Consider the following 15,116-nt stretch of genomic DNA (forward strand, 5'->3'; position numbering starts at 1 on the left):
GAAGTCAGCCTGGGGATGCCGCAGCTCCCCGCCCCCGCCTACCCGGCCGACGTGCTCGCCCGGCTCGAAGCGGACGCGAAGGAGGTGATCGCCCGCTATCCCGGCACCCGTTCCGCGCTGCTCCCGCTGCTGCACCTGGTGCAGTCCGAGGAGGGGTACGTCTCGCGCACCGGCATGGCCTTCTGCGCCGACCAGCTCGGCCTCACCACCGCCGAGGTCACGGCCGTCGCCACCTTCTACTCGATGTACCGCCGCCGGCCGAGCGGCGACTACCAGGTCGGGGTGTGCACCAACACCCTCTGCGCGGTCATGGGCGGCGACGCCATCTTCGACCGGCTCAAGGACCACCTGGGCGTCGGCAACGACGAGACGACCGACGACGGCAAGATCACCCTCGAACACATCGAGTGCAACGCGGCCTGCGACTTCGCGCCCGTCGTGATGGTCAACTGGGAGTTCTTCGACAACCAGACGCCCGAGAGCGCCACGAAGCTCGTCGACGACCTGATCGCCGGCCGTACCGTCGAGCCCACCCGCGGTGCCCCGCTGTGCAGTTACAAGGAGACGGCGCGCATCCTGGCCGGCTTCCCCGACCAGCGCCCCGGCGCCGTCGAGGCCACCGGCGGTGCGGGCGCGGCGTCCCTGGTGGGGCTCAGGCTCGCCAGGGGCGAGGGCGTCGCGCAGGCACGGGTGGTCGGGCCGCGAGGCGAGTCCCCGCAGGACTCCGCCCCCCACGACCCCTCACCGACCGAGCACCTCAGCTCGCATGACGCGCCGCAGCAGACCTCGGCCTCCGACCCGGCGAACCCGGCCGGGCCCACCGCCGAGGAGGGGGAGTGATGACCTTGGCAGCCGAGATCGACAAGAACGGGACGAGCCCGGAGAAACTCCTGGCCCCCGTCCTCTCCTCCTTCTGGGACGAGCCGGAGTCCTGGACCCTGGAGACCTACCGCCGCCACGACGGTTACGAGGGACTGCGCAAGGCCCTGGCCATGACGCCCGACGACCTCATCGCGTACGTCAAGGACTCCGGTCTGCGCGGGCGCGGCGGCGCCGGGTTCCCCACCGGGATGAAGTGGCAGTTCATCCCGCAGGGCGACGGCAAGCCGCACTACCTCGTCGTCAACGCCGACGAGTCGGAGCCCGGAACCTGCAAGGACATCCCGCTCCTCTTCGCCAACCCGCACAGCCTCATCGAGGGCATCGTGATCGCGTGCTACGCGATCCGCTCCTCGCACGCCTTCATCTACCTGCGCGGCGAAGTCGTGCCCGTCCTGCGGCGGCTGCACGAGGCGGTGCGCGAGGCCTACGAGGCCGGCTACCTCGGCAAGGACGTGCTGGGCTCGGGCCTCGACCTGGAACTCACGGTGCACGCGGGCGCGGGCGCGTACATCTGCGGTGAGGAGACCGCACTGCTCGACTCGCTCGAAGGACGGCGCGGCCAGCCCCGGCTGCGGCCCCCCTTCCCCGCGGTCGCCGGTCTGTACGCCTGCCCCACCGTGGTGAACAACGTCGAGTCCATCGCCTCGGTTCCCGCGATCCTGCACAGGGGCAAGGACTGGTTCAAGTCCATGGGCAGCGAGAAGTCCCCGGGCTTCACGCTCTACTCGCTCAGCGGGCACGTCACCAGCCCCGGGCAGTACGAGGCCCCGCTCGGCATCACCCTGCGCCAGCTGCTCGACATGAGCGGCGGCATGCGTGCCGGGCACCGCCTCAAGTTCTGGACCCCCGGCGGCTCCTCCACCCCGATGTTCACCGAGGAGCACCTCGACGTGCCCCTGGACTACGAGGGCGTCGGCGCCGCCGGATCCATGCTCGGCACCAAGGCGCTGCAGTGCTTCGACGAGACCACCTGCGTGGTGCGCGCCGTCACCCGCTGGACCGAGTTCTACGCCCACGAGTCCTGCGGCAAGTGCACACCCTGCCGCGAAGGGACCTACTGGCTCGTCCAGCTGCTCCGCGACATCGAGGCCGGCAAGGGCGAGATGGCCGACCTCGACAAGCTGAACGACATCGCCGACAACATCAACGGCAAGTCCTTCTGCGCCCTCGGCGACGGCGCCGCCTCGCCGATCTTCTCCTCGCTGCAGTACTTCCGTGAGGAGTACGAGCAGCACATCACCGGCAAGGGCTGCCCCTTCGATCCCGCCAGGTCGACCCTCTGGGCCGACGACAAAGACGACAAGAACGCTCACCGGGGGGTGAACGCATGACAGTCACCACGAGTGCGCCCTCCGGGGGCGGCGAGGCGGCCATCCCGCCCGAGGACCTGGTCACGCTCACGATCGACGGCATCGAGATCAGCGTGCCGAAGGGCACCCTCGTCATCCGCGCCGCCGAACTGCTCGGCATCGAGATCCCGCGCTTCTGCGACCACCCCCTCCTCGACCCGGCCGGCGCCTGCCGGCAGTGCATCGTCGAGGTCGAGGGCCAGCGCAAGCCGATGGCCTCCTGCACCATCACGTGCACCGACGGCATGGTCGTGAAGTCGCAGATCACCTCGCCGGTCGCGGAGAAGGCCCAGAAGGGGGTGATGGAGCTCCTGCTCATCAACCACCCGCTGGACTGCCCGGTCTGCGACAAGGGCGGCGAATGCCCCCTGCAGAACCAGGCGATGTCGCACGGAGGCGCCGACTCCCGCTTCGACGGGAAGAAGCGCACCTTCGAGAAGCCCGTCCCCATCTCCACCCAGGTGCTGCTGGACCGCGAGCGCTGCGTGCTCTGCGCGCGCTGCACCCGGTTCTCCAACCAGGTGGCGGGCGACCCGATGATCGAACTGATCGAGCGCGGCGCCCTCCAGCAGGTCGGCACCGGCGAGGGCGACCCCTTCGAGTCGTACTTCTCCGGCAACACCATCCAGATCTGCCCGGTCGGGGCGCTCACCTCGGCGGCGTACCGCTTCCGTTCCCGGCCCTTCGACCTCGTGTCGACGCCGTCGGTGTGCGAGCACTGCGCCGGAGGCTGCGCGACCCGGACCGACCACCGCCGCGGCAAGGTCATGCGGCGGCTCGCCGCCAACGACCCCGAGGTGAACGAGGAGTGGCTCTGCGACAAGGGCCGCTTCGGCTTCCGCTACGCCCAGCAGCGCGACCGGCTCACCACTCCGCTGGTACGCAACGCGGAGGGCGTGCTGGAGCCGGCGAGCTGGCCCGAGGCGCTGGAGGCGGCGGCGGCCGGACTGTCCGCCGCACGCGGCCGGACCGGGGTGCTCACCGGCGGCCGGCTGACCGTCGAGGACGCCTACGCCTACAGCAAGTTCGCGCGGGTCGCGCTCGCCACGAACGACATCGACTTCCGGGCCCGCGTCCACAGCGGCGAGGAGGCCGACTTCCTGGCCGCCCGCGTCGCCGGACGGGGACGTGACCTGGACGGCAGCGGCGTCACCTACACCACGCTGGAGAAGGCGCCGGCCGTCCTGCTCGCCGGATTCGAGTCCGAGGAGGAGGCGCCCGGCGTCTTCCTCCGGCTGCGCAAGGCCCACCGCAAGCACGGGCAGAAGACGTTCGCACTGGCCTCGCACGCCACCCGCGGCCTGGAGAAGGCGGGCGGCACGCTGCTGCCCGCCGCGCCGGGCACGGAGACCGAATGGCTGGACGCCCTCGCGGGCGGTGTCGGCCTGGAGGGCGACGGTGCCGCCGCCGCCGAGGCGCTGAGCGGCGAGGGCGCCCTGATCGTGGTGGGCGAGCGGCTCGCCGCGGTGCCCGGCGCGCTGAGCGCCGTCGTACGGACCGCCGCCGCCACCGGCGCCGCACTGGTGTGGATCCCGCGCCGGGCCGGTGAGCGGGGGGCGATCGAGGCGGGCGCGCTGCCGTCGCTGCTGCCGGGCGGCCGTCCCGCCACGGACCCGCGGGCCAGGGAGGAGGTGGCGTCCGTGTGGGGCGTCGCCGAACTCCCCGCCGGATTCGGCCGCGACACCGGCCAGATCGTGGAGGCCGCTGCGGACGGCGGGCTGGCCGCGCTGCTGGTCGGGGGCGTCGACCCCGAGGACCTGCCCGACCCGGCGGGGGCGCTGCGCGCGCTCGACGAGGTCGGCTTCCTGGTCTCGCTGGAGCTGCGTCCCGGCGCGGTCACCGAACGCGCCGACGTGGTCCTGCCCGTGGCCGCCGTGGCGGAGAAGCCCGGCACCTTCCTCAACTGGGAAGGCCGGGCGCGGATGTTCGAGGCCGCGCTCAAGCCCGAGCAGATGCCACGGACGCTCTGCCCGACCGACGCCCGGGTACTGCACATGCTGGCCGACGCGCTCGACGTGCACCTGGGCCTGCCCGACCTGAGGGCGGCCCGCCGTGAGCTCGACCGCCTCGGCGGATGGCAGGGCGGCCACGCCGAGGACCCCCGGGCCACGTCCCGTCCGGTGCCCCGGCCCGGCGACGGCGAAGCGGTCCTCGCGGGCCACCGGATGCTGCTCGACCGGGGCCGTCTCCAGGAGGGCGACGAGGCACTGGCCGGCACACGGCACGCCGCCGTCGCCCGGCTCTCCGCGGCCACCGCCGCCGAGTCCGGGGTGAAGGACGGCGATCTGCTCGCCGTCACCGGCCCCGCCGGCACCACCGAACTCCCGCTGGCCGTCACCGAGATGCCGGACCGGGTGGTGTGGGTGCCCCTCAACTCCGTCGGCCGGGGCGTCCCCGCCGACACCGGTGCCCAGCCGGGCGGACTGGTCCGGATCGGTCCGGCCGCCCCGGGTTCCCACGTCGTGACATCGGAGGTAGGAGAGTGACCGGCCTCGCCCAACTCGCCGCGGCGCCCCAGGGCGCCGTCCTCGCAGCCGAGGACCTCTCCATGTTCGGCACGGACCCCTGGTGGCTCGTCGTCGTCAAGGCGGTCTTCTGCTTCGCGTTCCTGATGGTGACCGTGCTCTTCTCCATCGTGTGGGAGCGCAAGGTCGTCGCCTGGATGCAGCTGCGCATCGGTCCCAACCGGCACGGACCCTGGGGCATGCTCCAGTCGCTCGCCGACGGCATCAAGCTGATGCTGAAGGAGGACGTGGTCGTCAAGCGCGCCGACAAGGTCGTCTACATCCTGGCCCCGGTCATCGCCGCGGCGCCCGCGTTCATGGCGATCGCCGTGATCCCCTTCGGCCCGGCCGGCAACGAGGTGTCGATCTTCGGCCACCGCACGACGATGCAGCTGACCGACCTGCCGATCGCGATGCTGTACATCCTCGCGGTCGCGTCCGTCGGCATCTACGGCATCGTGCTGGCCGGCTGGTCGTCCGGATCGACGTACCCGCTGCTCGGCGGACTGCGCTCCTGCGCCCAGATGATCAGCTACGAGATCGCGATGGGCGCCGCGTTCGCCTCCGTGTTCCTCTACTCCGGCTCGATGTCGACGTCCGAGATCGTGGCGGCGCAGCAGGACCGCTGGTTCGTCCTGCTCCTGCCGGTCTCGTTCATCATCTACATCGTCACGATGGTCGGGGAGACCAACCGGGCCCCGTTCGACATGCCGGAGTCCGAGGGCGACCTCGTCGGCGGCTTCAACACCGAGTACTCGTCGATCAAGTTCGCGATGTTCATGCTCGCCGAGTACGTCAACATGGTCACCGTCTCCGCGGTCTCCGTGACCCTCTTCCTGGGCGGCTGGCGGGCACCGTACCCGGTCAGCACCTTCTGGGAGGGCGCGAACCACGGCTGGTGGCCGATGCTCTGGTTCGTCGTCAAGGTGCAGGTGCTCCTCTTCTTCTTCATCTGGCTGCGCGGCACCCTGCCCCGGGTCCGCTACGACCAGCTGATGAAGCTCGGCTGGAAGGTCCTGATCCCGGTCTCGGTGGTCTGGCTGATGCTGGTCGCCACCGTCAGGGCGCTGAACAACGAAGGCTACGAGTTCTCCAGCATCCTGCTGTACGTCGCGGGGGCCGTCATCGCCGTCCTGCTGGTCTCCTTCGTGGCGGACGTCTTCCGCGACCGCAGGGCCAGGGCCGCCGAGGAGGAGGCCGGACCCGAGCCGGCCTTCGACCCGATGGCCGGCGGATTCCCCGTACCGCCGTTGCCCGGCCAGACACTGCCGCCGGTACCGCGCCGCAGTGCGCGGCGGGAGCGGGAGCTCGTTGTCAGTGGTGGACCGGACACCCGGAGTGACGAACACGTGGGTGCCGCAAGTGCGAGTGACGGAAGGGAGGCCGACGGTGTCTGACTCCGCAGACCCCTCAGGGGAGAAGTTCCAGAATCCTGTGGCCGGCTTCGGCGTGACCTTCAAGGCCATGTTCAAGAAGCGGCTGACCGAGCAGTACCCGGAGACGCCGAAGGTGACGGCTCCGCGCTTCCACGGCCGGCACCAGCTCAACCGTCACCCGGACGGGCTGGAGAAGTGCGTCGGCTGCGAGCTGTGCGCCTGGGCGTGTCCCGCGGACGCGATCTACGTCGAAGGGGCGGACAACACCGACGAGGAGCGCTACTCCCCGGGGGAGCGCTACGGCCGCGTCTACCAGATCAACTACGCGCGCTGCATCCTGTGCGGACTGTGCATCGAGGCGTGCCCCACCCGGGCGCTGACCATGACCAACGACTTCGAGCTCGCCAACACCACCCGCGAGAGCCTCATCTACACCAAGGACGAGCTGCTCGCGGGCCTCGACGAGGGCATGGTCGACAGCCCGCACGCGATCTTCCCCGGCATGGACGAACAGGACTACTACCGGGGCCTGGTGACCGAGGCCGCACCCGGCACGGAGCGCCAGACCGCCGTCTCCAAGGGAGAGAAGGAGGTGGACGCATGAGCCCCGACCTGGCCGCAGCCGCCACGGCCACCTCGACGGGTGAGGCCGTCCAGTTCTGGCTGCTCGGCACCGTCGCCGTCATCGGCGCACTCTCCACGGTCCTGATGAAGAAGGCGGTGCACAGCGCGCTGTCGCTCGCCGGGACCATGATCGTGCTGGCGGTGTTCTACCTCGCCAACGGCGCCTACTTCCTGGGCATCGTCCAGGTCGTCGTCTACACCGGCGCCATCATGATGCTGTTCCTCTTCGTGGTCATGCTCGTCGGTGTCACGGCGGCGGACTCCCTGAAGGAGACCCTCAAGGGCCAGCGCTGGCTGGCCGCCGCCTGCGGACTCGGCTTCGGCATCCTCCTGATCGCCGGCATCGGCCAGGCGTCGCTGACGTCGTTCAACGGTCTCGGTGCGGCGAACGCGAGGTACGGCGGGAACGTCGAGGGCCTGGCCAACCTCATCTTCACCAAGTACGTCTTCGCCTTCGAGATCACGGGCGCCCTGCTGATCACGGCGACCGTCGGCGCGATGCTGCTCACGCACCGCGAGCGCACGGAGCGAGCGAAGACGCAGCGGGAGCTCTCCCAGGAGCGGGTGCGCGGCAGCCACCTCCCGCCGCTGCCGGCCCCCGGTGTCTACGCCCGGCACAACGCCGTGGACATCGCGGGACTGCTCCCGGACGGCACCCCGTCCGAACTCACCGTCATGCAGACCCTGCGGCAGCGCGGACAGATCCGCGACGTGTCCAGCGAGTCGCTCGCCGACCTCAAGGCACTGGAACAGCGCTCCGTGGAGCGACTGGGCCGTGACCGCGGCACGGCCGGCGACCGCGCGGAGGAAGAGGAGGAGGTCGCCAAGTGAATCCGGTCAACTACCTCTACCTCGCGGCCCTGTTGTTCACGATCGGCGCGTCCGGCGTGCTGATCAGGCGGAACGCGATCGTGGTGTTCATGTGCGTCGAGCTGATGCTCAACGCCTGCAACCTCACGCTCGTCACGTTCTCCCGGATGCACGGAAACCTCGACGGCCAGATCATCGCGTTCTTCACGATGGTCGTCGCCGCCGCGGAGGTCGTCATCGGGCTCGCGATCATCGTGTCGCTGTTCCGCTCCCGCCACTCGGCCTCGGTCGACGACGCCAGCCTGATGAAGCTGTAAGGGGTCGGAATCGTGGAAAACCTGATTGCGCTGCTGGTGGCGGCGCCCCTGCTCGGAGCGGCGGTGCTGCTCTGCGGCGGCCGCCGGCTCGACCGGGCCGGACACTGGATCGGCACGGTGCTCTCCGCCGCGTCCTTCGTCATCGGTGCCGTCCTGTTCACCGACATGCTGGGCAAGGGCGCCGAGGACCGCGCCCTGCACCAGCACCTGTACAGCTGGATCCCCGTCGAGGGCTTCCAGGCCGACGTGGCCTTCCAGCTCGACCAGTTGTCGATGACGTTCGTCCTGCTGATCACGGGTGTGGGCACACTGATCCACATCTACTCCATCGGGTACATGGAGCACGACGAGCGGCGGCGCCGCTTCTTCGGCTACCTCAACCTGTTCCTCGCGGCGATGCTCATCCTGGTCATCGCCGACAACTACCTGCTGCTGTACGTCGGGTGGGAGGGCGTCGGTCTGGCGTCGTACCTGCTCATCGGCTTCTGGCAGCACAAGCCCAGCGCGGCCACCGCCGCCAAGAAGGCGTTCCTGGTCAACAGGGTCGGCGACATCGGCCTGTCCATCGCGATCATGCTGATGTTCACGACCTTCGGAACGTTCGCCTTCGGCCCGGTGTTCGCCGCGACCGGGGACACGAGCGAGGGCAAGCTCACCGCGATCGGACTGATGCTGCTCCTCGCCGCCTGCGGCAAGTCGGCCCAGGTGCCGCTGCAGTCCTGGCTCGGGGACGCGATGGAGGGCCCGACCCCGGTCTCGGCCCTCATCCACGCCGCCACCATGGTGACCGCGGGCGTCTACCTCATCGTCCGCTCGGCCGCCGTGTTCAACGGGGCTCCCGACGCCCAGCTGGTCGTCGTGGTCGTCGGCGCGGTCACCCTGCTCTTCGGTGCGATCGTCGGTTGCGCCAAGGACGACATCAAGAAGGCCCTCGCGGGCTCGACGATGTCGCAGATCGGCTACATGATCCTCGCGGCCGGCCTCGGCCCCATCGGCTACGTCTTCGCGATCATGCACCTGGTCACGCACGGCTTCTTCAAGGCCGGGCTGTTCCTCGGCGCCGGTTCGGTCATGCACGGCATGAACGACGAGGTCGACATGCGGAAGTACGGAGGCCTGCGGACGTACATGCCGGTCACCTTCGTCACCTTCGGCCTCGGCTACCTCGCGATCATCGGCTTCCCGGGCCTCTCCGGCTTCTTCTCCAAGGACAAGATCATCGAGGCGGCCTTCGCGAAGGGCGGCACCGAGGGCTGGATCCTCGGAGCGGTCACCCTGCTGGGCGCCGCGATCACCGCGTTCTACATGACGCGCGTGATGCTGATGACGTTCTTCGGGGAGAAGCGCTGGCAGCCGGACGCGGAGGGCCACGAGCCGCACCCGCACGAGTCGCCGAAGTCGATGACGATCCCCATGATCGTGCTGGCCTTCGGGTCGGTCTTCGCCGGAGGCTTCTTCTCCATCGGCGACCGGTTCCTGCACTGGCTGGAGCCCGTCACCGGTCACTCCCACGGGCACGCCCCGGTCAGCGCGACCACCGTCACGGCCGCCACCATGGTGGTGCTCGTCATCGGTGTCGCCATCGCCTGGGCCATGTACGGGCGCAGGCCCGTGCCGGCCGTGGCCCCGCGCGGCTCGCTGCTCACCAGGGCGGCACGCCGCGACCTGCTCCAGGACGACTTCAACCACGTGGTCCTGGTCCGCGGCGGCGAACACCTCACCCGCTCCCTGGTCTACCTCGACCACAGCCTGGTCGACGGCGTCGTCAACGGCACGGCCGCCTCGATGGGCGGGCTCTCCGGCCGGCTGCGCAGGCTGCAGAACGGCTACGCCCGCTCCTACGCGGTCTCGATGTTCGGCGGCGCGGCGGTACTCATCGCCGCGACCCTGCTGATGAGGGCGGTCTGATCATGTCCTTTCCCCTCCTGACAGCGACGGCGGCGCTCCCGGCGATCGGCGCGATCGCCACCGCCGCGGTCCCGGCCGCGCGCCGCACCGCCGCGAAGTGGCTGGCGCTGCTCGTGTCGCTGGCCACCCTGGTCCTCGCGGGCATCGTCTTCGCCCGCTTCGAACCGGGCGGCGACCGCTACCAGCTCACCGAATCCCACGCCTGGATCAGGGACTTCGGGGTCCGGTACGAACTCGGGGTCGACGGCATCGGGGTCGCGCTCATCGCGCTGACCGCGCTGCTGATCCCCTTCGTCATCCTGGCGGGCTGGCACGACGCCGACCCGCTGGAGACGGCCTCCTCCCGGTGGCGTCCCACCCAGGGCTTCTTCGCGCTGATCCTGATGGTGGAGGCGATGGTGATCCTCTCGTTCGAGGCCACCGACGTCTTCCTCTTCTACATCCTCTTCGAAGCCATGCTCATCCCGATGTACTTCCTCATCGGCGGCTTCGGGGACCGCGCGCACACCGGCAGCGACGAGAACGCGGCGGCGCAGCGCAGCTACGCGGCCGTGAAGTTCCTCCTCTACAACCTCGCCGGCGGCCTCATCATGCTGGCCGCGGTCATCGGCCTCTACGTCGTCGCGGGGAGCTTCTCGCTCTCCGAGATCGCCGAGGCGCGGGCCAACGGCTCGCTGGAGATGGCGACCAGCACCGAACGCTGGCTGTTCCTCGGCTTCTTCTTCGCCTTCGCGGTGAAGGCCCCGCTGTGGCCGCTGCACACCTGGCTGCCCAACGCGATGGGGGAGTCGACCACGCCGGTCGCGGTCCTGATCACCGCGGTCGTCGACAAGGTCGGAACCTTCGCGATGCTCCGCTTCTGCCTCCAGCTGTTCCCGGAGGCCAGCAAGTGGGCGACGCCGGTCATCCTCGTCCTCGCGCTGATCTCCATCGTCTACGGCGCACTGCTCGCGGTCGGCCAGCGCGACATCAAGCGACTCATCGCCTACGCGTCGATCTCGCACTTCGGGTTCATCATCCTCGGGATCTTCGCGATGACGAGCCAGGGCCAGTCCGGCGCGACGCTGTACATGGTGAACCACGGGCTCTCCACGGCCGCGCTGATGCTGGTCGCCGGATTCCTGATCACCCGGCGCGGTTCGCGGCTCATCGCCGACTACGGCGGGGTGCAGAAGGTGGCCCCGGTGCTGGCCGGCACCTTCCTGATCGGAGGCCTGGCGACACTCTCGCTGCCCGGCCTCGCCCCGTTCGTCAGTGAGTTCCTCGTCCTGGTCGGCACGTTCAGCGCGTACCCGGTGGCCGGCATCGTCGCGACCGTCGGCATCGTGCTCGCCGCGCTCTACGTCCTCGTCCTCTACCAGCGGACGATGACGGGGCCCGTCAGGGAGGGGATCGGGGGCATGCCCGACCTCAAGGTCCGTGAACTGGCGGTGGCCGTGCCGCTGATCGCCCTGCTGATCTTCCTGGGCGTCTTCCCGAAGCCGCTCACCGATGTCGTCAACCCGGCGGTGCAGCACACCATGCAGGACGTACAGAAGAAGGACCCCCAGCCCGATGTGGAGGCCGCCAAGTGAGCGCAACAGCTGTCCACAGCCTGTGGACGACGGCGGGCGGGGTGACATCCGCCGCTCCGGCAGACGCGTTCACCGCGCCGGACATCGAGTACGCCCAACTGGCGCCCGTCCTCATCGTGGTCGGCGTCGCCGTCCTCGGAATCCTGGTGGAGGCGTTCGTCCCGCGCCGGGCCCGCTACACCACGCAGGTCGCCCTGACCGTGGTCGCCCTCGCCGCCGCGTTCGCCGCGGTGATCGGGCTCGCCGCCGACGGATACGCCTCGAAGAGCGCGCACATCGCCGCGATGGGGGCCATCGCCGTCGACGGCCCGGCGCTGTTCCTCCAGGGCACCATCCTGCTCGTCTCGATGGTCTCCATCTTCACGTTCGCCGAGCGGCGCCTCGATCCGGCCTCGCACGGCAACCGCGTGGACTCCTTCGCCGCGCAGGCCGGTTCGGTCCCCGGCAGCGAAGGGGAGAAGGCGGCGGTCAAGGCCGGCTTCACCACCACCGAGGTCTTCCCGCTCGCCATGTTCTCCGTGGCGGGGATGCTGGTCTTCCCCGCGGCCAACGACCTGCTGACGCTGTTCGTCGCGCTGGAGGTCTTCTCCCTCCCGCTCTACCTGCTGTGTGCCGTCGCCCGCCGCAAGCGGCTGATGTCGCAGGAAGCGGCCGTGAAGTACTTCCTGCTGGGCGCCTTCTCGTCGGCGTTCTTCCTCTTCGGCATCGCCCTGCTCTACGGCTACGCGGGCACCGTCTCGTACGCGGGCATCGCGAACGTCGTGGACGGCACGGTCCAGGACATCGACCCGGCGCTCGCCGACACCATGGGCAACGACGCGCTGCTCCTGATCGGCGCGGCGATGATCCTCATGGGCCTGCTCTTCAAGGTCGGCGCCGTGCCGTTCCACATGTGGACCCCGGACGTCTACCAGGGCGCCCCGACCCCGGTCACCGGCTTCATGGCGGCGGCCACGAAGGTCGCCGCGTTCGGCGCGCTGCTGCGCCTGCTGTACGTGGTGCTGCCCGGCCTCACCTGGGACCTGCGGCCCGTCATGTGGGGCGTCGCGATCGTCACGATGCTCGGCGGTGCGATCGTCGCGATCACCCAGACCGACATCAAGCGGCTCCTGGCCTACTCCTCGATCGCCCACGCGGGCTTCATCCTCGCCGGCGTGATCGCGTCCAGCCCCGAGGGCATCTCGTCCGTCCTCTTCTACCTGGGCGTCTACTCCTTCGTGACCGTCGGCGCCTTCGCCGTCGTCACGCTGGTGCGCGACGCGGGCGGCGAGGCGACGCACCTGTCCAAGTGGGCCGGGCTCGGCCGGCGCTCGCCGCTGACGGCGGCGGTCTTCGCGGTCTTCCTGCTGTCCTTCGCCGGTATCCCGCTCACCTCGGGCTTCTCCGGCAAGTTCGCCGTCTTCAAGGCGGCCGCGGACGGCGGCGCGAGCGGACTCGTCGTGGTCGGTGTGATCTCGTCGGCCATCGCCGCGTTCTTCTACATCCGGGTCATCGTCCTGATGTTCTTCAGCGAGCCGAAGGCGGACGGCCCCACGGTCGCCGTCCCCTCCCCGCTGACGATGACGACGATCGCGGTCGGCGTCGCGGTGACGCTGGTGCTGGGCCTCGCCCCGCAGTACTTCCTGGACCTGGCGAGCCAGGCGGGAGTGTTCGTGCGGTAACGCACCGCAGCACACGAGGACGCCGGACGGGCCGGGAAGTCAAGCCCGTCCGGCGTTGTCGTACGCGGCGCCTATGGTTGCAGGGGAGAGTCGGACGGCAGCGACGGGCGGACGGGAACGATGAGTGTGACGACCGGGAGCGCGGCGCAGGAGACGCTGCACCGGGTATTCGGGTACGAGGCGTTCCGCGGCGAGCAGGGCGCGGTGATCGACCACGTGGTCGGCGGCGGCGACGCGGTCGTCCTCATGCCCACGGGCGGCGGCAAGTCGCTGTGCTACCAGATCCCCGCCCTGGTCAGGCCGGGCACCGGCGTCGTGGTCTCCCCGCTCATCGCCCTCATGCAGGACCAGGTGGACGCCCTGCGGGCCCTCGGGGTCCGCGCCGGCTTCATGAACTCCACGCAGGACTTCGACGAGCGCCGCTCGATGGAGGCCCAGTTCCTGGCCGGCGAGCTCGACCTGCTGTACCTGGCGCCGGAGCGGCTGCGCCTGGACTCCACGCTCTCCCTCCTGGCCCGCGGCGAGATCTCCGTCTTCGCCATCGACGAGGCCCACTGCGTGGCCCAGTGGGGCCACGACTTCCGCCCCGACTACCTGGCCCTGTCCGTCCTCGGCGAGCGCTGGCCCGACGTGCCGCGCATCGCGCTGACGGCCACGGCGACCGACGCCACCCACCGCGAGATCACCCAGCGCCTGGGCATGCCCGAGGCCCGGCACTTCGTCGCCAGCTTCGACCGCCCGAACATCCAGTACCGCGTCGTCGGCAAGTCCGACCCCAAGAAGCAGCTGCTCACCTTCCTGGAGGAGGAGCACGCGGGCGACGCGGGCATCGTCTACTGCCTCTCACGCAACTCGACGGAGAAGACCGCCGAGTACCTCAGCCGCAACGGCATCGAGGCGGTGCCCTACCACGCGGGTCTGGACGCCGGGACGCGTGCCAAGCACCAGGCCCGCTTCCTGCGCGAGGAGGGCCTGGTCGTCGTCGCGACGATCGCCTTCGGGATGGGGATCGACAAGCCCGACGTGCGCTTCGTCGCCCACCTCGACCTGCCGAAGTCCGTCGAGGGCTACTACCAGGAGACGGGCCGCGCCGGCCGGGACGGCGCACCGTCCACGGCCTGGATGGCCTACGGCCTCCAGGACGTCGTCCAGCAGCGGAAGCTGATCCAGGGCGGCGAGGGCGACGAGGCCTTCCGGCGTCGGGCGGCCTCCCACCTCGACTCGATGCTGGCGCTCTGCGAGACCGTGCGGTGCCGCCGCGCCCAGCTCCTGACGTACTTCGGCCAGGAGCCCGGCGAAGAGGCCTGCGGCAACTGCGACACCTGCCTCACCCCGCCCGAGACCTGGGACGGCACGGTGGTCGCGCAGAAGCTCCTGTCGACCGTCGTCCGGCTGAAGCGCGAGCGCAACCAGAAGTTCGGGGCCGGACAGATCATCGACATCCTGCTGGGCCGCAGGACGGCGAAGACGATCCAGTTCGACCACGACCAGCTCTCGGTCTTCGGTATCGGCGAGGAGCTGGCCGAGGCGGAGTGGCGCGGTGTGGTGCGCCAGCTGCTGGCCCAGGGGCTGCTGGCCGTCGAGGGCGAGTACGGCACGCTGGTGCTGACCGAGGCGAGCGGTTCCGTGCTCGGCCGGGAGCGCGAGGTGCTGCTGCGCAAGGAGCCGAAGAAGCCGACGTCCCGCTCCTCCAGGGGCGAGCGCAAGGGCAAGGCGGCAGCCGCGGTGGCCGACCTCCCCGCGGAGGCAGTCCCGGTCTTCGAAGCGCTCCGCGCCTGGCGCGGCGCCCAGGCCAAGGAACTCGGCCTCCCGGCCTATGTGATCTTCCACGACGCGACCCTGCGGGAGATCGCGACGCTGCGCCCGGCCTCCCTCGCGGAGCTGGGCGGGGTCGGCGGACTGGGCGAGAAGAAGCTGGCGACGTACGGCGAGGGGGTGCTGGAGGTGCTCGCAGGACTGGGGGAGGCGGCCCCGTCGGCCGCAGCGGAAGCGCCCTCCGCACCGGCGGCCCGCACGGAGGCGCCGCCCGCCCGGACCCCCGCTCCGGACGCGGACCCGGAGTTCGGCTGGGACGAGGAGCCCCCGGAGTTCGACTGATCCCCGGGTGGGCC

General features: G+C 70.3%; 11 protein-coding genes. All 11 read left to right on the top strand.

Translation table 11 applies throughout. The annotated features are described in order from the left end of the window. The first annotated feature begins 15 nt into the window (after nt 1–15). The 11 genes from nuoE (at nt 16) to recQ (ending at nt 15,102) form a co-directional block, all read left to right on the top strand. Nucleotides 16–840, top strand: coding sequence for an NADH-quinone oxidoreductase subunit NuoE (gene nuoE / locus OHT61_RS18910; RefSeq protein ID WP_329039973.1), 825 nt, complete (start codon nt 16–18; stop codon nt 838–840). Beyond that, on the top strand, nt 840–2,213 hold the full coding sequence (gene nuoF / locus OHT61_RS18915) for an NADH-quinone oxidoreductase subunit NuoF (RefSeq protein ID WP_329039974.1): 1,374 nt from the start codon (nt 840–842) through the stop codon (nt 2,211–2,213). The genes nuoE and nuoF overlap by 1 nt, the downstream gene beginning before the upstream one ends. Continuing rightward, a complete protein-coding gene (locus tag OHT61_RS18920) occupies nt 2,210–4,717 on the top strand; it encodes an NADH-quinone oxidoreductase subunit G (RefSeq protein ID WP_329039975.1) in 2,508 nt (835 codons plus the stop codon). Before nuoF ends, OHT61_RS18920 begins: the two co-directional genes overlap by 4 nt. Further along, nucleotides 4,714–6,132, top strand: coding sequence for an NADH-quinone oxidoreductase subunit NuoH (gene nuoH, locus OHT61_RS18925; protein ID WP_329039976.1), 1,419 nt, complete (start codon nt 4,714–4,716; stop codon nt 6,130–6,132). Before OHT61_RS18920 ends, nuoH begins: the two co-directional genes overlap by 4 nt. Further along, nucleotides 6,125–6,715 (top strand): NADH-quinone oxidoreductase subunit NuoI, encoded by a 591-nt coding sequence (gene nuoI, locus OHT61_RS18930; protein WP_329039977.1) that lies wholly within the window; start codon nt 6,125–6,127, stop codon nt 6,713–6,715. Before nuoH ends, nuoI begins: the two co-directional genes overlap by 8 nt. Further along, nucleotides 6,712–7,566, top strand: a complete 855-nt coding sequence (locus OHT61_RS18935) for an NADH-quinone oxidoreductase subunit J (protein ID WP_329039978.1) — start codon at nt 6,712–6,714, stop codon at nt 7,564–7,566. Before nuoI ends, OHT61_RS18935 begins: the two co-directional genes overlap by 4 nt. Next, nucleotides 7,563–7,862, top strand: coding sequence for an NADH-quinone oxidoreductase subunit NuoK (nuoK, locus tag OHT61_RS18940; RefSeq protein WP_327115797.1), 300 nt, complete (start codon nt 7,563–7,565; stop codon nt 7,860–7,862). The genes OHT61_RS18935 and nuoK overlap by 4 nt, the downstream gene beginning before the upstream one ends. 12 nt (nt 7,863–7,874) lie before the next feature. Continuing rightward, nucleotides 7,875–9,770 (top strand): NADH-quinone oxidoreductase subunit L, encoded by a 1,896-nt coding sequence (gene nuoL / locus OHT61_RS18945; RefSeq protein WP_329039979.1) that lies wholly within the window; start codon nt 7,875–7,877, stop codon nt 9,768–9,770. 2 nt (nt 9,771–9,772) lie between these two features. Continuing rightward, entirely contained in the window at nt 9,773–11,344 is a 1,572-nt protein-coding gene (locus OHT61_RS18950) for an NADH-quinone oxidoreductase subunit M (protein WP_329039980.1), read from the top strand. After that, the gene (gene nuoN, locus OHT61_RS18955) at nt 11,341–13,005 is read left to right on the top strand and encodes an NADH-quinone oxidoreductase subunit NuoN (RefSeq protein WP_329039981.1); all 1,665 of its coding nucleotides are present in this window, start codon (nt 11,341–11,343) and stop codon (nt 13,003–13,005) included. Before OHT61_RS18950 ends, nuoN begins: the two co-directional genes overlap by 4 nt. Nucleotides 13,006–13,125: 120 nt before the next feature. After that, on the top strand, nt 13,126–15,102 hold the full coding sequence (recQ, locus tag OHT61_RS18960) for a DNA helicase RecQ (protein ID WP_329039982.1): 1,977 nt from the start codon (nt 13,126–13,128) through the stop codon (nt 15,100–15,102). Nucleotides 15,103–15,116: the final 14 nt, after the last annotated feature.

It is taken from the genome of Streptomyces sp. NBC_00178 (assembly GCF_036206005.1).
Classification (GTDB): Bacteria; Actinomycetota; Actinomycetes; order Streptomycetales; family Streptomycetaceae; genus Streptomyces.

Bases quoted from the DNA above. Each gene is read 5' to 3' on its own strand.
- nuoE (WP_329039973.1), top strand. From the start codon at position 16: ATGCCGCAGCTCCCCGCCCCCGCCTACCCGGCCGACGTGCTCGCCCGG.
- nuoF (WP_329039974.1), top strand. From the start codon at position 840: ATGACCTTGGCAGCCGAGATCGACAAGAACGGGACGAGCCCGGAGAAA.
- OHT61_RS18920 (WP_329039975.1), top strand. From the start codon at position 2,210: ATGACAGTCACCACGAGTGCGCCCTCCGGGGGCGGCGAGGCGGCCATC.
- OHT61_RS18935 (WP_329039978.1), top strand. From the start codon at position 6,712: ATGAGCCCCGACCTGGCCGCAGCCGCCACGGCCACCTCGACGGGTGAG.
- OHT61_RS18950 (WP_329039980.1), top strand. From the start codon at position 9,773: ATGTCCTTTCCCCTCCTGACAGCGACGGCGGCGCTCCCGGCGATCGGC.
- recQ (WP_329039982.1), top strand. From the start codon at position 13,126: ATGAGTGTGACGACCGGGAGCGCGGCGCAGGAGACGCTGCACCGGGTA.